At 48.0% G+C, this 22601-nt stretch carries 18 protein-coding genes; 7 read left to right on the top strand and 11 right to left on the bottom strand.

Going from position 1 to position 22601, the window contains the following annotated elements:
• The first annotated feature begins 2 nt into the window (after window positions 1-2).
• The 6 genes from HMPREF1212_RS14490 (at window position 3) to HMPREF1212_RS14465 (ending at window position 7713) form a co-directional block, all read left to right on the top strand.
• Window positions 3-1760 (top strand): RagB/SusD family nutrient uptake outer membrane protein, encoded by a 1758-nt coding sequence (locus HMPREF1212_RS14490; protein ID WP_046149837.1) that lies wholly within the window; start codon window positions 3-5, stop codon window positions 1758-1760.
• Between the two features lie 85 nt (window positions 1761-1845).
• Window positions 1846-3735, top strand: a complete 1890-nt coding sequence (locus tag HMPREF1212_RS14485) for a metallophosphoesterase (RefSeq protein WP_046149836.1) — start codon at window positions 1846-1848, stop codon at window positions 3733-3735.
• Between the two features lie 114 nt (window positions 3736-3849).
• Window positions 3850-5370 (top strand): sulfatase family protein, encoded by a 1521-nt coding sequence (locus HMPREF1212_RS14480; RefSeq protein WP_087880926.1) that lies wholly within the window; start codon window positions 3850-3852, stop codon window positions 5368-5370.
• A 99-nt stretch (window positions 5371-5469) separates the two neighbouring features.
• Window positions 5470-6876: a Gfo/Idh/MocA family protein gene (locus HMPREF1212_RS14475; RefSeq protein WP_028728000.1), complete on the top strand. Its 1407-nt coding sequence runs from the start codon at window positions 5470-5472 to the stop codon at window positions 6874-6876.
• An 82-nt stretch (window positions 6877-6958) separates the two neighbouring features.
• Window positions 6959-7249 (top strand): nucleotidyltransferase domain-containing protein, encoded by a 291-nt coding sequence (locus tag HMPREF1212_RS14470; RefSeq protein WP_046149834.1) that lies wholly within the window; start codon window positions 6959-6961, stop codon window positions 7247-7249.
• 20 nt (window positions 7250-7269) lie between these two features.
• Complete coding sequence (locus tag HMPREF1212_RS14465; RefSeq protein WP_232430104.1) at window positions 7270-7713, top strand: toxin-antitoxin system antitoxin subunit; 444 nt, start codon at window positions 7270-7272, stop codon at window positions 7711-7713.
• An 82-nt stretch (window positions 7714-7795) separates the two neighbouring features.
• Here HMPREF1212_RS14465 and HMPREF1212_RS14460 read toward each other — a convergent pair whose 3' ends face one another.
• The 9 genes from HMPREF1212_RS14460 to dapF all read right to left on the bottom strand — a co-directional run bounded on the left by HMPREF1212_RS14460 (window position 7796) and on the right by dapF (window position 18511).
• Window positions 7796-9727 carry an NAD(+) synthase gene (locus HMPREF1212_RS14460; protein ID WP_046149832.1) on the bottom strand — a complete coding sequence of 644 codons (1932 nt, stop codon included), beginning with the start codon at window positions 9725-9727 and terminating at the stop codon, window positions 7796-7798.
• 144 nt (window positions 9728-9871) lie between these two features.
• Window positions 9872-10141 carry a hypothetical protein gene (locus HMPREF1212_RS14455; RefSeq protein ID WP_046150409.1) on the bottom strand — a complete coding sequence of 90 codons (270 nt, stop codon included), beginning with the start codon at window positions 10139-10141 and terminating at the stop codon, window positions 9872-9874.
• A 191-nt stretch (window positions 10142-10332) separates the two neighbouring features.
• The gene (locus HMPREF1212_RS14450) at window positions 10333-12519 is read right to left on the bottom strand and encodes a glutamine synthetase III family protein (protein WP_046149831.1); all 2187 of its coding nucleotides are present in this window, start codon (window positions 12517-12519) and stop codon (window positions 10333-10335) included.
• A gap of 35 nt (window positions 12520-12554) precedes the next feature.
• Entirely contained in the window at window positions 12555-13589 is a 1035-nt protein-coding gene (asnA, locus tag HMPREF1212_RS14445) for an aspartate--ammonia ligase (protein ID WP_028728006.1), read from the bottom strand.
• A gap of 198 nt (window positions 13590-13787) precedes the next feature.
• Entirely contained in the window at window positions 13788-15056 is a 1269-nt protein-coding gene (locus HMPREF1212_RS14440; protein ID WP_046149830.1) for an ammonium transporter, read from the bottom strand.
• A 46-nt stretch (window positions 15057-15102) separates the two neighbouring features.
• The gene (locus HMPREF1212_RS14435; RefSeq protein ID WP_028728007.1) at window positions 15103-15459 is read right to left on the bottom strand and encodes a P-II family nitrogen regulator; all 357 of its coding nucleotides are present in this window, start codon (window positions 15457-15459) and stop codon (window positions 15103-15105) included.
• Between the two features lie 149 nt (window positions 15460-15608).
• Window positions 15609-16334, bottom strand: a complete 726-nt coding sequence (locus HMPREF1212_RS14430) for a TorF family putative porin (RefSeq protein WP_046149829.1) — start codon at window positions 16332-16334, stop codon at window positions 15609-15611.
• Window positions 16335-16409: 75 nt separating this feature from the next.
• A complete protein-coding gene (locus HMPREF1212_RS14425) occupies window positions 16410-17636 on the bottom strand; it encodes an LL-diaminopimelate aminotransferase (RefSeq protein ID WP_028728009.1) in 1227 nt (408 codons plus the stop codon).
• Between the two features lie 62 nt (window positions 17637-17698).
• Window positions 17699-18511, bottom strand: a complete 813-nt coding sequence (gene dapF, locus HMPREF1212_RS14420; protein WP_046149828.1) for a diaminopimelate epimerase — start codon at window positions 18509-18511, stop codon at window positions 17699-17701.
• A gap of 343 nt (window positions 18512-18854) precedes the next feature.
• Between dapF and HMPREF1212_RS14415 the strand changes: the two genes are divergently transcribed.
• On the top strand, window positions 18855-19193 hold the full coding sequence (locus HMPREF1212_RS14415) for a cupin domain-containing protein (RefSeq protein ID WP_046149827.1): 339 nt from the start codon (window positions 18855-18857) through the stop codon (window positions 19191-19193).
• A 141-nt stretch (window positions 19194-19334) separates the two neighbouring features.
• Here the strand turns inward: HMPREF1212_RS14415 and asnB are convergent, their stop codons facing one another.
• On the bottom strand, window positions 19335-20999 hold the full coding sequence (gene asnB, locus HMPREF1212_RS14410) for an asparagine synthase B (protein WP_046149826.1): 1665 nt from the start codon (window positions 20997-20999) through the stop codon (window positions 19335-19337).
• Window positions 21000-21010: 11 nt separating this feature from the next.
• Window positions 21011-22432, bottom strand: a complete 1422-nt coding sequence (locus HMPREF1212_RS14405) for a glutamate synthase subunit beta (RefSeq protein WP_046149825.1) — start codon at window positions 22430-22432, stop codon at window positions 21011-21013.
• Window positions 22433-22601: the final 169 nt, after the last annotated feature.

Here is a 22601-nt window from a genome sequence, read left to right as displayed (position 1 = left end):
ATATGAAAAATATAATATTAGGAGCTTTTGTAGCTCTCACGCTCGTTACCGGTTGTGATTTGGAGCGACTTCCGAATGATGCTTATACAGACACAACAATAAAGGAAGATCCGGAAACGACATTGGATGTTTTGCTGAATGGTAATTATTCGACAATGCGTTCCGTTTATGACACTTATATTCGTTTTGGTGAATATAGAAGCGATAATGTCCGTAAGGATAAGCCTACAACAGCAGGTTACTCCATTTTTTATACATGGGATCGAAACCCGAGTGCCAGTACTCCAAACAGCCAATGGAATAATTGTTATAAAGTAATTTCCCAAGCTAGTGAGATTATCAAAATGTTTACAGAGGGGGAATCGGATGCATTGGACCAAAAGTTAGGTGAAGCATATGTACAAAGAGGTCTGATGTATTTCAATCTGGTAAATATGTTCGGACGTCCGTACTATCAGAATCCAGAAACGAATTTAGGAGTTCCCATCGTAAACGGAATGCCGGAAGAAGGTATTTCTAATTACGAATTTCCCAACAGAGCTACCGTACAAGAGGTTTATGCCCAGATTATAGCCGACTTTAGGAAAGCTGAACAGTTATGCAATACTTATTCTGCAACACGTGCATCCAAAGAAGCTGCACAGGCTGCGTTGGCTAAAGCTTACATTTATATGAGTGGCACATTTGAAAATCCGAACAAAACGTATGCTGATTCAGCCTATTATTATGCCGACTTGGTCATAAAAAGCGGTAAATTCCAACTACTGAGCCGTGATAATTTCATGCGTTATAATGAATTTGCACCGGAGGATGCAACCCAGACTGAAACGATTTTTGCCTGCCGTACCCGTTTTGAGGATGTTTCCAGTCGTCTTGCTTCCCAGTTAGGAGGACAGTATTCCCGTATCCAGAATGTGGGATGGGGAGAAACCTGTGCCAGTTCGATTGCGATAGATTTACTGAATGATGCAGGAATGAATGATTGGCGAAAAGGTCATAATGATCTGAGTGGGATCATAGATGCTCGTGCTGCATTTGTCGTTCCTGACTATGAATTGACAGATGAAAATAATCCTGCTTCCACCCGTCGTGCGTTTCTTTTTGTGATAAAAGTTTACGACAGCTCAGGTAATGCAACTGGCTATACATATAAACAATTCGTACCGGCTCAGGTGGGGGCTTCTAATGAACTGCTATCTGTAAAAGACGAAGTTACAGGTATTGAATATCCGGTAAAAGCAATAGATTTGGCTAATCGGAAGTATTCTATTCAATATAATAATGAAACATATTCGGGATATGATGACCTGTACGTAAATGAGAGTATGGGATATCCTCGCTATTATATCTACCGTTGTTCATTGGAAGAAGGTAATACACAACAACATTCACCAATTGTATCCCGTTTAGGTGATATTATATTGATCAGGGCGGAAGCCAGTATCAAATTAAATAATTTACCCGCGGCAATGGCGGACATAAATACAGTTCGTGAACGTGCAATACCGGGACAGGGCTATAAAACACTGGATACAACCAATGCGAAAGATAGATTAATGAAAGAACGTCATTTGGAATTAATGTTCCATGGTGACCGTACATTAGATGTTTTTCGTGTAGGAGAATCTTTGTCCCGTCCAATGCCCGGATGGTGTGGAAATCCATTCCGTACTATGAAACCAACAGACTCAGATGTCGTCATGTATATTCCATCCCAACAGATAGAAGCCTGGCCGACGGAACTTACACAAAACCCTTAAATAAACGACAATAGCTATAATATATTCCCTTTGTCTTTGATGTGTTTTGTCATTAAAAGACAAAGGGACCTTAAAAATATATACGATGAAAAAGATATATCAATTAGTATTAGTAGGACTATGTCTACTATCCCAGTTATGTGCATGGGCGCAGCCTGGACGTTCAGTAATTATTCCGGAAAAGGAAGATAATTCATTACGTTTTATGACATATAATATACGGAATGGGGCGGACATTAATGGGATTGCTAAATATAAAGATATTGCAGATGTTATTCTCAAAGTAAATCCGGATGCGATAGCGATACAGGAAGTGGATAGTGCGACACGTCATAGTAACGGAGTTGATATACTGAAAGAGCTGGGAGAACAGTGTATGATGTATCGTACTTTTTCCCCTTTATTTGATGTGGAAGGTGGAAAACATGGCTTGGGTGTATTATCGAAAGAACGTCCATTGAACCATCGTTCAAAGGCTTTACCTGGAAGAGAAGAAGCTCGGGGAATATTATTGGTCGAGTTTAAAAATTATGTGTTTTGTTGTACTCAGCTGTCTAAAAATGAAGAAGACCGGAACGCTTCTGTACCTTTGATTTTTGATTTTATTAAGGATATTAAAAAACCTCTTTTCTTGGCAGGGGATATGAATTGTGATTTTCTTTCTCCCTCACAAAATGCAATTCAAAGTAAATTCCGTATACTGAATGATTATAAGGAGATTACTATTCCGGTTATTAATGAGCCTAATATACCTTATGCCTGTATTGATTTCATATATGGTTGCAGCGAAGAATATAAATATGCCATACTTGGAAAACAGGTGATTTATGTACCCGAGTTTGATCATTACCCGGTTTATGTGGATGTTCGTATCAGCACACCTGCTGATAATATATTCCGAACAAAGCCATATTTACAGAATGCTGTCGACAATGGAATCACTATTTGTTGGATGACAAATGTACCGACTTATAGTTGGGTTGAATATGGTAAAAATGGTAAACTGGATAAGAAAAAGCAATTGTATGTAGACGGACAAATGTTTTGTAATAATACCAATCACCATTTCCGCTTGACAGATCTTGAACCAGGTGTTACATACAGTTATCGGATTTGTTCGGAAGAAATACTTTCATACGGTGCATACAGCAAAGATTTTGGAAACACAGCTTATTCGGATGTTTATACATTTAAGTTGCCGGAGAAGAATAAAACAGATTTTACTGTATTATTTTTCAACGATATGCATAACAACTTTAAATTAATGGAACGTTTTTCCGAATTGATAAAGGAACAAAAAATGGAATACGATTTTGTTATTTATAATGGAGATTGTATTGATGCCCCCAAAAATGAAGCTTCGGCTGTCGATGTATTAAAAGAGCTTATAAATATTGCCTCAGCGGAAACAAAGCCTTTCATTTTTATGCGTGGTAATCATGAAATCCGAGGAGCTTACTCTATAGGTATGCGTTCATTGTTTGATTACATTAATGGTACAACCTACGGTGCATTTAGCTTAGGAGATACACGATTTATTATGTTGGATTGTGGAGAAGATAAACCTGATAGCACCTGGGTGTATTATGGTTTGAATGACTTCAATCAGTTCCGTGAAGATCAAGCTCAGTTCCTAAGAAAAGAATTGACCAGTCCGGAATTTAAACAGGCAAAACGACGTATTTTGGTACACCATGTACCTATCTATGCGGGCCGTGAAGGTAGCTATAATCCATGTATTGAAAAATGGGGTGATATTTTGGCTGATGCACCATTTGATATTTGTATCAATGCCCACTGGCATCGTTTTGCCCATTATCCTAAAAAAGAAGTTGGTAACAATTTCCCTATTATTGTAGGCGGGGGGAATCAACTATCGAATGCTTATATGTTAGTACTCCAGAAACAAGGTTCTAGATTAACTTTTAAAGCAATAGATACAGAAGGACAAGAAAAATTGAAATTAGATTTATAATGAAATCCTGATATGATTGATTATTTAGAAAAAAGGTATTGGATCTGCAATTTCTGAAAAATAAGGTCTTTTATCAAATGTATATGAAGTATATTTGTATATAAAAACATGAATATGAAAAATCTACTATGCGTAGCTACCGGAATAGGAGCCTTGTCGGGATTAAATGTCTATGCCCAGAGCCAGCAACAACCCAACATCGTAATAATTGTAGCCGACGATTTGGGTTATGGCGATCTGAGTTGTTATGGAGCCACTTCCATCCGGACTCCGGGTATGGACAGGATAGCCAATGAAGGATTGCGTTTTACGCAAGGGTATTGCACGGCGGCCACTTCCACGCCCAGCCGTTATTCGCTTCTCACCGGCCTGTATCCCTGGACGAACCGGGATGCCAAGATCCTTCCGGGCAATGCGGCATTGATCATCGACACCCAGCAAATCACTTTGCCGAAGGTGATGAAGCAGGCCGGTTACGTGACCGGTTCGGTCGGTAAATGGCATTTGGGATTGGGTGATGGGGCGGTAGACTGGAACAAAACGGTTTATCCCGGTGCGAAGGAAGTAGGTTACGATTATTCTTTTATCCAGGCGGCCACCAACGACCGTGTACCCTGTATCTTTATCGAGAATGGCCGGGGAGTAGGGCTCGAACCGGATGATCCGTTATATGTGAGCTATAAGGAGAACTTTCCCGGCGAACCGACCGGAAAGGATAATCCCGAACTATTACGCATGCATCCCAGCGTGGGGCATGCCGGAGCAATCGTAAACGGGGTACCGCGTATCGGATTCCAAAAGGGAGGAAAAGCGGCCCAATGGAAAGACGAGGATATGGCTGAGTTGTTCCTTGAAAAGGCCAAAGGTTTTGTCAGGGATCATAAGGATAAACCTTTCTTCCTTTATTACGGATTGCATCAGCCGCATGTGCCCCGTGTGCCGAACCAGAAGTTTGTAGGCAAGTCGGGGATGGGCCCTCGTGGCGATGTTATTCTGGAAGCAGACTGGTGTGTGACCGAATTCCTGAACGAATTGGATAAACAGGGGCTAACTGAAAATACGCTGATTATATTCACCAGTGATAATGGCCCTGTTCTGGATGACGGTTATCAGGATCAGGCGGTTGAACTGGTTGGCGATCATAAGATGGCAGGCCCTTTGCGAGGTGGCAAGACCAGCTTGTATGACGGAGGGACAAGTATTCCTTTCCTGTTGCGTTGGCCGACGGCGGTTAAACCGGGTGTGTCGGATGCGCTGGTTTGTCAGATGGATTTATTGGCTTCGTTGGCCGCACTGACCGGACAGACCTACTCCGATAAAACGGATAGCCAGAATACATTACCCGTATTTCTGGGGAAAAGCGACCAGGGACGTAGGGAGCTGGTGATAGAAGGCTACTTTAATTATGCGCTCCGTCAGGGAGATTGGGTGATGATCCCGCCTTATCCGGATTATTCCGGTGATCCGGAAGAAGCTGATTTTTGCGGGTTAAGTAATTGCTATCAGTTATATAACGTAAAAGAAGATATCGGACAAAGGCATAATCTGGCGGAGAAGGAACCCAGGCGTCTCCGTCAGATGATGATGACTTTTGAGAAGCTCAAAAGAGAGACTGGTAAAATAACGAATTATTAACGGGCAATTTAGATTAATTCTTTTTGGCTAAACCATATTGAGAAGTTGATTAATTATTTATAAATTTGCCCACTTAACATAAAATACTAAATAGAGAACATGGAAAACACTCGTCGTTCCTTTCTTAAGAAAATGACCGCCGCCGGAGTTGGTGCGGCTGGACTGGCTATGGCAGGCAATGCCTCGGCTACTACCGTGACAGGTTCATCTGAACCTCAGAAGAAAAAAACAGCCGGAAAAGATGACGGCAAATTGCGTTTCGGTTTTATCGGAACCGGTTCACGTTGTCATGAACACATCAACAATGTGCTGGCTATCCCTGGAAATAAGATTGTTGCCATCTGCGACATCCAGCAGGGCCCGATCGATCGTACGTTGAAACACATCGCTAAGTTTAACGTGGATGCGCCTAAAGTGTACAAAGGTGGCGAACGTGAATTTGAGAAGATGCTGAATAACGAAGAATTCGATTGTGTGATCATCGCCAGCCCGTGGGAATGGCACGTTCCGATGTCGGTTGCGGCTATGAAAGCCGGTGTTCCTTATGTGGGCGTGGAAGTTTCTGCGGCTAATACAATTGAAGAATGCTGGGATCTGGTGAACGTATCGGAAGCTACGGGTAGCCATCTGAACATCATGGAAAATGTTTGCTATCGTCGCGATTGCATGGCGGCATTGAACATGGTTCGCGAAGGTTTGTTCGGCGAATTGCTACACGGTGGTTGCGGTTACGAACACGACTTGCGTGAAGTGAAGTTCAACGATGGAAAGAATTATAACTATGTACCCGGAAGCGGTGACCTGCGTATGGGCCCGACGGCTTTTGCCGAAGCTCAATGGCGTACACAACATTCCGTAACACGTAACGGTGATATTTACCCGACTCACGGGATCGGCCCGGTTGCCAATTGTATGGACATCAACCGCGGTAACCGTTTCCTTTCTTTGTCGGCTATGGCTACACAATCTCGCGGATTGCATAAGTTCATTGTAGATAATGGTGGCGAAAATCATCCGTTGGCTAAGGTTCGCTTCAACCTGGGTGATATCGTGACATCTATGATCAAATGTGCAAACGGCCAGACGATTATCGTTACACACGATACAAACTCTCCTCGTCCTTATTCACTGGGCTTCCGTGTTCAGGGAACCGAAGGTTTGTGGATGAACGATGGCGATCATGTGTATGTACAGGGCAAGTCCAAACCTCACCGTTGGGACGACTCTGACGAATGGTTCAAGAAATACGACCACAAACTATGGGCTCAGTTGGATGCCCAGGCAAAAGAAGCCGGTCACGGTGGTATGGACTTTATCATGATGTATGACCTGATCGATGCTATCAAGAACAAGAAACCGGCTCCTATGGATTGCTACGATGCGGCCGCCTGGAGTGCTATCTCCGGTTTGTCTGAAATGTCTATCGCCCGTGGCGGTGCCTTGGTTGACTTCCCCGACTTCACTCGCGGTCAGTGGATTCACCGTAAACCTGCATTCGGTATGTAATCGGTAGATAATCGATAAAAAAACAAAAGGCTATCGGGAAACTGATGGCCTTTTTTCATATCTTTGTGAAAATAGAGATAATATGCGGTTAAATATAAAAGACATAGAATCTATTATCCGGATAGCGAAAGAAATCTACGGTGAAGGAGTCGAAGTGTATCTGTTCGGTTCCCGAACAGATGATCAGAAACGCGGTGGAGACATAGATCTGTTAGTCCGGACAACATCCGAAAAGAAGGGTGTTTTGGCTCGTATACGCATGATTGCCCGTCTGAAACAACTTTTAGGTGATCAGAAAATAGATGTGATAGGTGATCATGAGGAGTCATTAGTAGCAAAGGAAGCATTAACAACAGGCATACGATTGATATGACAAACCGAAAACAGGAATTAATGGAACGATTGAGTCGTGAATTTGATATTTGCGACCGTCACATTCAACGCATAGATGAGGCTCTGGAGGCTATGCATACAGATATCCCAATGTCTGTTGAGTGTTATACAAATTTGGATGAAAACCAAATCCGTTGTATGGATCAATTTATTTTTCGTTTTTCTAAACTTCAGGATGCGATGGGTGCCAAGATATTCCGTTATGTACTGGAGTATTTGGATGAAGATGTCTCAACTTTGCCTATGCGGGACATTCTGAACCGTTTGGAGCGTTTTCATCTTATAGATAGTGCGGAAGAATGGGGGTATATTCGGGAATTACGTAATGAGATTGCCCATGATTATCCATTGCTGGAAAATGATATTGTTTCTGTATTAAATGAATTAATATCTAAAGTCCCAATATTGAAAAGCATTTATAAACGGATGAAAGCTATAGGCTGAGAGAAAATAACCGGAATTAAAAAAACGAAATAGAGCGTCCCGCATCTGAATTTGATTACTCAGGTGCGGGACGTTTTATCTTTTAATCTAACCCTTCTATCTCTTTTAGCCAGAGTGTTGCCATTGCATCGCTCGGCATGCGCCAGTCGCCACGGGGGGAGAGGCTGACGGAGCCTACTTTCGGGCCGTCGGGCAGGCAACTACGTTTGAATTGTTGCTGGAAGAAACGGCGGAAGAAAGTATGGAGCCATTTTTTGATTACTTCCTTCTCGTAGCTATCTCCGAAGGCTTTCTGAGCCAGGTAATATATTTTGGAGGGAGACGCACCGAAACGGAGATAGTGATAGAGGAAGAAGTCGTGGAGTTCGTAAGGGCCTACGAGGTCTTCCGTTTTTTGTTTGATATTGCCGTTTTCGTCGGCCGGGATCAGTTCGGGGCTGATAGGGGTGTCTACGATATCCAGCAGGGTGGCGCGGGAGGCTTCGTCCACACGGTTATGGGCCACCCATTCTACCAGGTATTTAACAAGCGTTTTCGGGATGCTACCGTTTACGCCGTACATCGACATATGGTCGCCATTATAGGTGGCCCACCCTAAGGCCAGTTCCGAAAGGTCGCCGGTACCGATCACCAGGCCGTTTGCCTGATTGGCTACGTTCATCAGGATCTGGGTGCGTTCGCGGGCCTGGCTATTTTCGTAGGTTACGTCGTGCACAGACGGGTCATGGTCGATGTCTTTGAAATGTTGGATGCAGGCATCCTTGATAGAGATCTCTTTCAGGGTGACACCCAATGAACGGATCAGGTCGCAGGCATTGGTATAGGTGCGGTCGGTCGTTCCGAAGCCCGGCATAGTGATACCGAGTATCTGATGGCGGGGGATACGGAGGGCGTCGAAAGTCATGACGGTAACGAGCAGGGCCAGGGTAGAGTCGAGACCGCCGGAGATACCGACAACGGCCGTTTTAGAATGGGTATGAACCAACCGTTTAGCCAGCCCGGCTACCTGTATCTGGAAGATTTCTTCGCAACGTTCTTTCAAAGCATCACCGGACGGGACAAACGGATGAGGATCGACCGGACGGGTCAATACTTGTTTATCTGAACCTTCGGCCAGGGCAAAAGGGATGCGGGTGGCCCGGCCGGTCGGCAGAACGGAAGTCCCGTGCATGAAGCTTGTATTTACCTGGCGGTCGTTCTGCAGGTTCTCGATATCTATTTCGCTGATGGTGAGTTGCTCCTGCATGGTGAAGCGGGGAGACTCTTCCAACAGGTTCCCGTTTTCGGCAATGATACCGTTGCCGACAAAGACCAGGTCGGTGCTCGATTCTCCGAACCCGGCCGATGCATATACATATCCGGCCATACAACGGGCGGATTGCTGGCAGATCAGCGAACGCAGGTAATGATGTTTTCCGATCAGCTCGTTGCTGGCGGAGATATTGACCAGGATATTCGCCCCTTCCATCGCCAGCAGGGAGCTGGGGGGGACAGGAACCCATAAGTCTTCGCATATCTCGATACCAACGGTTGCCTGTCCGGCGGTGAATAGCAGGTGGCTATCCATCGGATATTCGTTATTCCCTATCCGGATCGTGTTTTCTTGTAGCTCCGTGGCTGAGGTAAACCAGCGTTTCTCCTGAAACTCCTTATAGTTAGGAATATATGTTTTCGGAACGACTCCAAGTATCTTTCCGCTTTGAAAGACGATGGCGGCATTGATCAGCCTGTTTTCCGTAACCAACGGGGCACCGACAATCGTAAGCAGGTTCAGATCGGCGGTGTTGCCGACCAGCGTCAACAAGGCTTGTTCCGCATTCTTCAATAACGTTTGCTGGGAGAACAAATCCAGGCAGGTATAGGCCGTCACGGACATTTCGGGGAAGGCGATTATCTGTACGTCCTTTTCCGAGGCCTTGCGCATCAGCCCTTCTATCTGCTGAATATTATAAAAACAATCCGCCACCTGTACGTGGGGGACGGATGCTGCTACTTTTACAAATCCGTAGTTCATATGTTTATATTTTATCGAATAGCGTGTTTGAGTTTATCGGGGTCTTGCCGGCAATCCCATAGTAAAACAATATGTATTAAATGGTCGTTTTCAGACAATAGGTGATGGCTAAATCTGCTTGTCTTTGTGCACGCGGTGCCCAGATTACTTCAATTTCTTTCTCCATTCTTCAAAGAATTGATGCATTTCTGATTCCTTGATACCCTTGCCTTCACTTAGTTCTTGTTCTGCCAGGTCAATCTCTTTGTTGGCTTCTTCGATACTAAAAGCAATAGGGGACAAAACGGTTGCTTTTTTATTCAGTATTCGCTTTGTGCACTTTTCCAGTTTTTCCATCATTTCCAGACTATCTATCTCGTCCAGATAATTACGGATGAAATTCTTTTTCCTTTGTTGTATTTCCATTGCCGTCATAACGTAAACTCCTTTCTTATATAATGATGCTTCAAAGGTATGCATTTCTTTGGGAAAATAAAAGAAGGGAAGCCATACTTCTCAGCATGCTTCCCTTGCAACACAAAACAATCAACAAAAAACTATTGTCTGAAGTGAAGAGCCGGGATGCGATGGGAGAGATCCCGGCTCTCAGAAAGAGTGTGTGGTTTTTATCGGATAAACAATAATTCGCGGTACTTCGGCAACGTCCACATCTGGTCGTCCACCACCAGTTCCAGCTTGTCGATGTGGTAGCGGATCTCTTCCAGCATCGGGACGATGGTGTCGTGGTAGGCGATTGCCTTCTCGCGTTCGCTATCGATCTTGTTGGCCACCTTGCGGGCTTCGACCATTTCGTCTACCTTCTCTTTGATGAAGTTGGTACGGCAGGCGATATCCTCGATGATCTCCAGGTTACGGGCGGAGAGGACGGAGGCTTTCTCTGCCGGGAAAAGGTCTTTCATCTTGTACACGTTATCGATCAGGGATGTCTGGTAACGGGTTGCCATCGGGATGATATGGTTCATCGCCAGGTCACCTAGCACGCGGGCTTCGATCTGGATCTTCTTGGTGTAGGTTTCCCATTTCACCTCGTTGCGGGCTTCCAGCTCCTTGCGGTTCATGACGCCTGTCGATTCGAACATTCGGATGCTACTCTCCTTCAGGTAGTTGTCGAAGATCAGCGGCACGCTTGTTTCGCAATCCAGGCCACGGCGCAGGGCTTCGGCTTTCCATTCGTCACTATAGCCGTTGCCGTCGAAGTGAATGGCTTTGCAGGTCTTGATGTCTTTGCGGAGCACTTCGAGGATGGCCGCAAATTTCTCTTTACCCCCGGCGATCTTCGCGTCGACTTCGGCTTTGAAGAGCTTCAATTGTTCGGCTACGGCGGCGTTGAGGGCGAGCATGGCGGAGGCACAATTGGCTTCGGAGCCTACGGCGCGGAACTCGAAACGGTTGCCGGTAAAAGCGAAAGGAGAGGTGCGGTTGCGGTCGGTGTTATCGATCAGTAGCTCGGGGATGCGGGCGATATCGAGCTTCATTCCCTGCTTGCCGGCCAGCATCAGGTCTTCGGGTTCGCTCTTTTCCAGATGCTCCAACACCTGCGATAGCTGGGTGCCGAGGAAACTGGAGATGATAGCAGGAGGTGCCTCGTTAGCTCCCAGGCGGTGGGCGTTGGTGGCAGAGGAGATACTGGCTTTCAACAATCCGTTATGACGGTAGACGGCCATCAGCACATTGACCACGAAAGTGATGAAACGCAGGTTATCTTCCGGTGTCTTTCCCGGCCCCATCAGGCCGATTCCGGTGTCGGTACCCAACGACCAGTTGTTATGCTTACCTGATCCGTTCACCCCTTTGAACGGCTTTTCGTGCAACAACACACGGAACCCATGCTTGCGGGAGATCTTACGCATCAACGCCATCACCAGCAGGTTGTGGTCGTTGGCCAGGTTGCATTCCTCAAAGATAGGAGCCAGCTCGAACTGGTTAGGGGCGACTTCATTGTGGCGCGTTTTCAAAGGAATACCCAGTTTGAGGGATTCTATCTCAAGTTCTTTCATAAATTCCATTACGCGGGTCGGGATGGCACCGAAGTAATGGTCTTCCAGTTGCTGGTTCTTGCTGCTTTCGTGTCCCATCAACGTACGTCCGCTAAGCAACAGGTCGGGACGGGCGGCATACAGACCCTCGTCCACCAGGAAGTATTCCTGTTCCCAGCCCAGGTAAGAATAGACTTTCTTCACATCCGGATTGAAGTAATGACATACATCGACCGCCGCTTTGTTGACGGCCTCCAACGCTTTCAGCAACGGCGCCTTATAGTCGAGCGACTCACCGGTATAAGCGATAAAGATCGTCGGGATGCACAAGGTGTCGCCAACGATAAAGGCCGGCGACGAAGGATCCCAGGCCGAGTAACCGCGGGCTTCGAAGGTGTTGCGGATACCGCCGTTCGGGAAGCTGGACGCATCCGGTTCCTGTTGTATCAAAAGCTTACCGGCAAACTCTTCCATCATTCCGCCTTTACCGTCGTGTTCCACAAAGGCATCGTGCTTCTCGGCGGTACCCTCTGTCAACGGATGGAACCAGTGGGTGTAGTGGGTGGCTCCCATTTCGATCGCCCATTTCTTCATACCTGCGGCCACCGCATCGGCCGTTTCGCGGTCGAGGGGAGTGCCGTTGTCGATAGAGTCTACCAGTCGGGCATAGGCCTTCTCCGGAAGATATTTGAACATCTTCTCGCGGTTGAACACGTTCTTGGCGAAATATACCGAAGGACGTTCTGCCGGTTCGGCTACTTCTGCGGCTCTTTTCTTGAAGGCCGACTCTACTACTCTGAATCTTAACTTTGACATAATACCTGATTTTATAGTGATTGTTTATTCGTGGGTTATAAGAGAATAATGTTATGTTGTCTGCAAACTTCCGCCTGTTCGGCAGGCCAGATCGAAGCCTGCACCTCGCCTATATGCGCTTTGCGGAGGAAGAACATGCAGAGACGGCTCTGTCCGATACCGCCGCCGATGGATTGGGGCAGGTGGCCTTCCAGTAGCATCTTATGAAATTCCAGTCCGGCACGTTCGGGGCATCCGCGTTCCTTCAACTGGCGTTGAAGTGCTTCTTTGTCGACACGGATGCCCATCGATGAAAGCTCGAAGGCACATCCCAGCACGTCGTTCCAGAGGATGATGTCGCCGTTCAGGCCGTTGAAGCCGTCGGAGTTGACCGTGCTCCAGTCGTCGTAATCCGGTGCGCGTCCGTCATGCTTCTCGCCGTTGAGCAGTTCGCCGCCGATGCCGATTACAAAGATGGCACCGAACTTCTCGGCGGCTTTGTTTTCGCGTTCACGGGGAGGAGTGCCCGGATACATCTTCTGTAACTCTTCCGAATGGATGAATGTGATGTTGTCCGGCAGGGAAGGAGTGATATGAGGATATTGGATGTAAACCATCTCCTCGATTTCTTTCAGTATCGTATAGATGGAGCGCACGGTGCGCTTCAGGTAATCCAGGTTACGGTCTTCCGGGCGGATGGTCTTTTCCCAGTCCCATTGGTCGACGTACAGGGAGTGGAGGTTGTCGAGATCTTCATCGCCACGGATGGCATTCATATCTGTATAAAGGCCGTAGCCGGCGGGGATGCGGTAAGCGGCCAGCTTCATCCGTTTCCATTTGGCGAGCGAGTGAACCACTTCGGCCTTGCGGTCGCCCATGCAATGAATGGGGAAGGTGACGGGACGTTCCACCCCGTTCAGGTCGTCGTTGATGCCGGTGCCCGAGAGGACAAAGAGCGGTGCCGTTACGCGGCGCAGGTTCAGTGACTTCGACAACTTCTCCTGGAAACTGGACTTTAACAACTGGATCGCCTGTTCCGTTGTCTCCGGTGTAAGCGTCTGCTTGTAATCTTTTGGAATGATCAGTGACATAGTGTATATAGTTTAAAATGTTGATTGTTCTTGTCGATACGGGAGGAGAGGGAATCCTTACCTTCCCGAGCGAGGTGTTACCTCATCCGGATGTTGTTGATCACCTCATCGGGATGGTGTAGTTTACACTATCCGGATGGTGTTACCTGCACCATCCCGGTGAGGTAGTCTGCATCATCCGGGTGGTGCAACACCTACCTAACTGTTGTAAGCCGTCTCGCCATGCTCGTAGATGTCGAGCCCTTCTTCCTCTACACGGGCAGGGACGCGGAGGCCATGTACGATATCGAGTCCTTTAAAGACAACGAATCCCATTCCAGCCGCCCAGCATCCTACCACGACGGCTCCGAAAAGTTGTGCCAGCAGGAAATTTGCGCTACCGGAGTAGAAGAGGCCTTCTTCGGTGGCGAACAATCCGGTCAGTATGGTTCCGAGGAATCCGCAGACTCCGTGTACCGATGAGGCACCGACCGGATCATCTATCTTCATCACATGGTCGATAAAGTCGACGGCAAAGATCATGACCGTTCCGCAGATCGCACCGATCAGGACAGCCCCGACAGGCGATACCAGGTCGCAACCGGCGGTGATGCCGACCAGTCCGGCCAATACCCCGTTGAGGGTCAGCGACAACGACGGTTTCTTATATTTCATCCAGGCAACGATCAGGGAAGAGAATCCGCCAGCGCAAGCAGCCAGGTTGGTGGTTAGGAATACATGCGAGATAGCCAGGCGGTTGCCCTCGCCGGCGGCGGCCAGTTGCGATCCGGGGTTGAAACCGAACCAGCCGAACCAAAGGATAAAGACACCCAGACAAGCAATGGTCAGGTTATGACCGGGGATGGCGCGCGATTTCCTGTCTTTGCCGTATTTGCCGATGCGGGGGCCTATGATGGCCGCGCCTACCAGGGCGACCCATCCGCCGACAGAATGCACGACGGTCGATCCGGCGAAGTCGTGGAAAGTCGTTCCGAAGGTATTCATCATAAAGCTACCCGCTTCACCGTTCATCAGCCAACCGCCGCCCCATGTCCAATGACCGCTGACAGGATAGATCAGTACGCTGATCAGCACCGTATAGGCCAGGTACATGGAGAACTTCGTACGTTCCGCCATAGCACCCGAAACGATGGTGGCCGCCGTAGCGCAGAACACGGTCTGGAAGATCAGGAAACCTTCGACGGGCAATTCAGTCTGGTAAAAGCTGATGTTGAAGAGATGCGGCATCCCGATAAACCCGCCTGCCCCGAACATGACCCCGAAGCCGACCGCCCAGAACAGCAACGAACCGAGCGAGAAGTCGAGCAGGTTCTTCATTAATATGTTGGCGGTGTTCTTGGTGCGGGTGAAGCCGGCTTCCACCAGGGCAAATCCCGGTTGCATGAAGAATACAAGCATGGCTGCCAGCAGCATCCATACGGTGTCGAGCGATAGTGCTAAATCTGTAATAGTATATGTCGTGTCCATAATCGTTTGTATTTGTTTCGTTTGTTATTTTGTCTGGTTCCGTGGGTCATTTCTCCTGTTCGGCATTGTAGAGTGCGATGTCCCCCCGTTCGCCGGTGCGGATGCGGATGGAGTCTTCCACGGGGATGACGAAGATACGTCCGTCGCCGATCTCACCCGTTTGTGCGGCGCTGATGACGGCCTGTATTGTTTTCTCCACGTTCTTGTCGCGCACTACGATGGAGATAAGGATACGCTCTATATAGCTGGTGTCGTAAACGACTCCGCGGTAGATGCGTCCCTGCCGGGCTTTGCCGACACCTCTCACGTCGTAGTAAGAGAACCATTCAATGTCTGCTTCGAGAAGCGCTTCTTTCACTTCCTCAAACTTGGTCTTACGAATAATAGCTTCAATCTTTTTCATAACCTTACTGTTTAATAGTTGACAAAAAGGAGTATAGAGCAGCCCGCCATAGTCAGGTGGTTTAGCGGTATAACATTCTATAAAATCGATGTTTGCGGCCGGCTTCCCTATACGATCCTTTTCATGAGATAACCTAAATCATTAATTAATTACTTTATACTTAGTCCGAAAACTAAAAACACATTGTCCTGGTTAGGAGCTACGATCGCCTGGGCAAAGACCGGCAACGAGAACGAGTCTGTTATCTTTATCTCCTTACTGGCCTTGAGGGCGATGGTGCAGAGGGCGAAGCCGTCTTTGCCTTCGCGGTGGTACATTCCTGTCCAGGGAGAGACTCCGATGCTCGGGGTGACATCCACACCCAATACGCTGAAGTCGTAGGCCGCTTCGACGTAGGTGGAGAACCGCCGGTCGCCGTCCGCTTTCTTGTCGCCACCGGCAAACATCGTACTCCAGGTTATTCCCAAGGGAAACGACTCTCCGAAATTGTAGCCGGCAGTTCCTTCAAAGAAGTGGCTGTTCGAGTAGTCCCCGTAGCGATGTCCTTCGCCTGCCCACCAGTAATCTGTAACTCCTATACTGAATCCGCCGATCCCGTATCCTATTGTGAGGTCGAACTCTTTCCCCTTATCCGGATCGCTTAAGCTGGAGAAATCCGTGGAACCCCACGCCGTGAGAGAGAAGCCGGCATACGATAAGTTGATGCTCGGCTGGACAGATGCCCCTGTCTGGTACACCCCGCGCCATACATAGCTGCTGACAAGGTCGGCAGAAGGCGCGATTTCAAATTGTTTTTTTTCCTGTGCAAAGGTCGCAAAAGACATAAGTAGAGCCGTAGCAGTCAAAGCTGACTGCCTGAAAGTCATTGTTTCCATAATGTTTCTCTTTTTGTTTATAAAAGCCTTTGCCGGTAACGAAGCGGGGTGCGCCTTTCCGCTATGTCGTTATGATCAGAGCCACTTCTTCAGCCTGGCCATAGCTTCCAAAGTATCGTCCCTGTCGCCAAAGGCGGTGAGTCTCAGATAACCTTCGCCACTCGGGCCGAATCCTACGCCCGGTGTCCCAACGATATTTACTTCATACAACAGCTTATCGAAGAATTTCCAGGAGCTGAGGTCTTTAGGTGCTTTTATCCAAAGGTAGGGAGCGTTTTCGCCACCCCACACCTTCAGGCCGCATCCCTGAATGGCTTCTTTCATGATATGAGCGTTGGTCATATAGTAATTGATCGTTGCTTTCACTTGTTCTTTCCCTTCCGGAGAGTAAACCGCTTCGGCACCCCGTTGGGTGATATAGCTGGTTCCGTTGAATTTGGTTGTCTGGCGACGGTTCCATAGCTTATTCAACTGAACCCGTTCGCCTCCCAGGGTGAAGCCGTTAAGCTCTTTGGGGACAACCGTATATCCGCAACGTACTCCGGTGAAACCCGCGGTCTTCGAGAAGCTGCGGAATTCGATGGCTACCTTCTTTGCCCCTTTGATCTCATAGATCGAGTGGGGGATGTTCGGATCCTGGATGTAAGCCTCGTACGCCGAGTCGTACATGATCAGGACGTCGTTAGCCAGTGCATAGTTTACCCATTTTTTCAACTCGTCTTTAGTCAGGGTAGTGCCTGTCGGGTTGTTCGGGTAGCAGAGGTAGAGGATATCCACCCTGCGAGCGGGCAATTCGGGCGTGAAGTTGTTCGCTTCCGTGCAAGGAATATAAACAACATCGCTCCATTTGCCATCTTCCAATACTCCGGTACGTCCGCTCATGACGTTGGAGTCTATATATACGGGGTAAACCGGATCGAGTACCCCGATGCTGTTGTCGTGGCGAAGAATATCGCCTATATTACCACAATCGCTTTTGGCACCGTCGCTGACAAATACCTCTCCCGGTTCCAGGAAGACACCGCGGCTGGCATAATCGTTCTTGATGATGGCGTCGATCAGGAAACTGTATCCCTGTTCAGGGCCATAACCGTGGAAGTTGTCCGTGGTTGCCAGATCATCAACCGCTTTATGCATGGCTTCGATGACGGCAGGAGCCAGGGGCTGTGTTACATCACCGATCCCCATACGGATTATTTTGTCTTTAGGGTGTGTTACTTTGAAACTGTTTACCTTTTTTGCGATGTCGGAAAACAGGTAACTGTTTTGTAGTTTCAGGAAGTGTTCATTAATCAGTGCCATACTCGTTCTATTGTTTTATGTTGTTGTTGTGTTCAGGGCAGGACAGCCTGCCATTCGTGTTGCTATATTTTAATTGTTCCTTCAAATACGGTGACTGCTTCTCCGGTCATAAAGACCTTTCCGGAACTTTCGTCCCATTGGATGGTAAGCGGGCCACCGTCCATGATTACCTTCGTCTTGCGTTTCGTCTTACCGCTTGTTATGCCTGCCACTGCTGTGGCGCAGGCACCTGTTCCGCAGGCCTGGGTAATGCCCGATCCCCGTTCCCATACCCGCATCCGGACTTCATCCTCTTTCAATACCTGCACGAACTCTACGTTTGTCCGGTCGGGGAAGAGCGGGTGATGCTCCAGTAGCGGGCCGATGGCCGGTAAGTCGATCTTGTCTATATCATTAACAAAAATAACCAGATGAGGGTTGCCCATCGATACACTCGTGCCGGTGTAAGTTTGTCCGCCGGCTTCCAGTTCGAGAGGCGTTCCGTTTATTTCGGGTATTCCCATGTCGACGGTTACTTCGCTGACGCTGCCGTTGGGTGATATCTTCAGTCGGAGCTCTTTGATACCGGATAAAGTTTCCAGGGTAACTGTCTCCTTATCGGTCAGTCCCGTCTCGTAAACGTATTTGCCGATACAGCGCGAAGCATTGCCGCACATCATGGCTTCCGAGCCGTCAGCGTTGAAGATCCGCATGCTGAAATCGGCTTTTTCCGATGTTCCTATTAAGACTAATCCATCCGATCCGATACCCGTGTGCGGGGCGCTCCACCTGATGGCCAGTTCTTCCGGATTTTCAAGCGGATAAGCCATTGTGTTCACGTATATATAGTCGTTTCCGGCTCCGTGCATCTTTGTGAATGTAATTGGATTTGTCATTTTATTTATTTTACTCCTGTTATTGTTACCTTTTGTTTTATTACTATGCAAATATACGACGTTTTGATATATTATAAATACTAAGTGCGTCTAAATGTACTATAAATATATGTATCGTGATGATTTTGCTCAAAATACCCCTTTCTTTGTGATGAATTGTAATTTAATAACGGTTATATCAGCTATATTGTAAGTTGGCATACGTAGAAACTTGCTGGAATGTCGTTCAAACTACACTTGTTAAAACATTTCCGGATATTCTTTTGTTCATCCGGGGCTTTACGGTAGGTTATCTGCATTTTATCTTTACTTTTGTGGTATAACTAAAAGAAGTAGAATAGACATGGAACAGGAAAGTGCAAATTTTCAGTTTGAAAACGGGATCGAATGGGAGGATCTCGGCGGAGGCGTACGACGTCAGATCATGGGATACAACGACGATATAATGATGGTAAAGGTTCGGTTTGAGACGGGAGGTGTCGGTGCACCGCATACACATCCTCATTCACAGGTTACTTATGTGGCTAGCGGTATCTTCAAATTCACGACGGACGGGGAGACTCAGATTGTAAGGGCCGGAGACGGCGTTTATATGAAGCCGGGTGTTCTGCATGGTTGCGAATGCCTGGAAGCAGGCGTTTTGATCGATACGTTTACTCCGCTCAGGAAAGATTTTCTGTAACTATCAAAATGTATCCGGTAGATAGATATCCGGTGACATAAAGTAAAAAATACATCCGAAAGGAAATTGGATTTCTTTCGGATGTATTTCTGTTTTCAATCGGGAGGAATGATTATTTGCTTCCGGTTTGTGTGGAGCGGATCAATAAGCAGCTTCATGTACCCCTTTGATGGAGCGGCCACTCGGTTCGTTCATATTTCTGAAGGCGGCGTCCCAGGCCAGGGCTTCGGGAGTGGAGCAGGCTACGCTCGGTACTGAGGGAACGCTTCGAGCGGCACTTTCGCTGGGGAAGTGCTCTTCAAAGATCGTACGGTAATAATATTCTTCCTTGTTCTGCGGCGTGTTGATCGGGAAACGGTCGGCAGCATGGGACATTTCTTCGTCGGTAATCAGCTCGGAAGTGATCTTTTTCAATGTGTCGATCCAGCTGTAGCCTACACCGTCGGAGAATTGTTCTTTCTGACGCCAGACGATCTCTTCCGGCAGCATATCGGCAAAGGCTTCGCGGAGGATCTTCTTCTCGATCGTCTTACCCGGGCACATTTTGGCAGACGGGTTCAGTCGCATAGCCACGTCGAGGAACTCCTTGTCGAGGAAGGGAACACGGCCTTCCACTCCCCAGGCACACAGGCTTTTGTTGGCCCTCAGGCAATCGTATAGGTAGAGCTTGCTGATCTTGCGCAAGGTCTCTTCATGGAATGTACGGGCGTCGGGTGCTTTGTGGAAGTAAAGATAACCGCCGAAAATTTCGTCGGCTCCTTCTCCGCTTAGCACCATTTTTATCCCCATGCTTTTGATGACGCGGGAGATCAGGTACATCGGGGTAGAGGCGCGTACGGTCGTCACATCGTAGGTTTCGATATAATAGATCACGTCGCGGATGGCGTCCAGGCCTTCCTGCACGGTATAGTTGATCTCATGGTGTACGGTTCCGATCGCGTCGGCTACTTTTTGGGCGGCGATCAGGTCGGGAGCCCCTTTCAACCCGATGGCGAAGGAGTGGAGTTGCGGCCACCAGGCATCGGATTTACCGCCGGTTTCGATACGCTTGGCTGCATATTTCTTGGCGATGGCGGAGGTGATGGACGAATCCAGGCCACCGGAAAGCAGTACGCCGTAGGGAACGTCACTCATCAGCTGGCGTTGCACGGCTGCTTCGAGGGCTTCGCGAAGTTCTGCGACGCTGGCTGGGTTATCATTTACGTTTTCGTAATCCATCCAGTCGCGGACATACCATTTCGTGAGATCGGTATCTTTACTGTAGAAATAGTGGCCGGGCTTGAATTGGTTGTAGATGGTAGCGAAACCTTCCAGACCTTTCAACTCGGAAGAGACGAGGAGATGCCCGTGGTCGTCATATCCCATATATAAAGGGATGACGCCGATCGCATCGCGGGCAATCAGGTAAGTATCGTTTTCTTCATCGTAAAGGGCGAAGGCGAAGATGCCACTTAATTTTTCTACGCAACCGGTACCGTATTTGCGGTAGAGGGCGAGGATGACTTCACAATCGGAACCGGTCTTAAAGTCGTATTCACCTTTCAGCTCCTCGCGGATTTCACGGTGGTTATAGATTTCACCGTTTACAGTCAGGATCAGTTTACCGTCCTTGCTTTTCAGCGGTTGGCCGCCGGAAGCCGGGTCGACGATAGAGAGACGTTCGTGTGCAAGGATAGCGGATTTGCCTTGGTAGATCCCGCTCCAATCCGGGCCCCGGTGACGGATACGTTTACTCATTTCTAACGCTTGTCTGCGAAGTTCGTTTGCATCGCTGCGGATGTTGAAGATTGCTGTAATGCCACACATGATCTGTTGTTTTATTTGGTTAGATATTTATCTATTGCTTCTGCTGTTTTACGTCCCGAAGCCATTGCCCGTACTACCAGGCTGGCACCGCTGACGGCATCGCCACAGGCGAAGATATTGCTGCCGGCAATCCGGTTGTTGCTGTCTACCGCTATGTTCTTGCGTCCGTCTACGGCCAGTTCGAGCTCTTTTACCAGCCCTTCCTGTTCGGGGTGGACGAAGCCCATAGCAAGGAATACCAGGTCGGCTTCTATGACTTCTTTCTTTCCGGTCATTTTCATTTCCGGCCGGTTACCATCCTTCGATGGCAACCATTCCACTTCTTCCACTTCAACGCCTTTCAGGGTGTTTTTATCTCCGATGAAACGGGAAGAGGTGAGGCACCAGCGACGTATGCAACCTTCTTCGTGGCTACTGCTGGTCTTCAATATCTGCGGATACATAGGCCAAGGAGTCTCCGGATTGTGTCCGACGGGTGGTTTAGGCATGATTTCGATCTGGGTGACAGAAGCGGCACCGTGACGGTTGGCCGTGCCTACGCAGTCGCTCCCCGTATCACCACCACCGATTACGAGGACTTTCTTTCCTTTGCAGTTGATGATGTTTTTAGGGGGGATGGCGATGCCTTCGAGCAGGCGGTTCTGCTGTCCCAATAGTTCGAGGGCAAAATGGATGCCTTTGAGGTTACGGCCTTCGATCGGCAGGTCGCGCGGTATCTCGGCACCGATGGCTACACAGACGGCATCGTACTCGCCGACTATGTCTTTTGTCCGTATTTCCTTTCCGACCATTGTGTTGACACGGAACCGGATACCTTCTTTCTCCATCAGCCGGATACGGCGGTCGATGATGTTTTTTCCCAGTTTGAAGTTAGGGATACCGAAGCGGAGAAGGCCACCGGGCAATTCGTCTTTTTCAAAGACTGTCACTTCGTACCCTTTACGGTTTAATTGGTTGGCAACGGTCAACCCGGCAGGGCCGCTACCGATCACGGCTACACGTTTGCCGTTACGTACGGGCTGTACAGGTTGTATGAAACCTTCGCGAAAGGCAGCTTCTACGATAGCCACTTCATTTTCACGGATAGTGACGGGTTCGTCGCAACTAAGTTTCAATACGCAACTTTTTTCACACAGGGCGGGGCAGACGCGGCCGGTAAATTCAGGAAAGTCGCAGGTCTGTTCCAATACGTGGAAGGCTTCTTTCCATTGTCCTTTGTAGAGGAAGTCCTGCCATTCGGGTTGTTTGTTACCGATTGGGCATGCCCAGTGACAGAAGGGGACACCGCAATCCATGCAACGGGAAGCCTGGCGACGGCGGTCACTGCTGTTGAGTGTTTGTTCTACTTCGCTGAAGTCGCCGATACGATCTTCTACAGGACGGTAGCCTGCTTCTTGTCGAGATATAGTGAGGAATGCTCTAGGATTTGCCATATATAATTTCTATTTTAATTTTTTGAGACCATCATTTGAATATTTTCATCAAAATACGATTATAAATAACCCTTTTACCTGATAAGGGCTTTTCAAAAATCGTATCGAAGAGCAAACGCATGCGTAAAAATGCTTCGATATAATTATCGAAAGACAAATACGCGCGTAA

Origin of the sequence: Parabacteroides sp. HGS0025 (assembly GCF_000969845.1) — a bacterium.
GTDB classification, from domain to species: domain Bacteria; phylum Bacteroidota; class Bacteroidia; order Bacteroidales; family Tannerellaceae; genus Parabacteroides; species Parabacteroides gordonii.
This window is presented reverse-complemented; position numbering and strand designations above follow the sequence as displayed.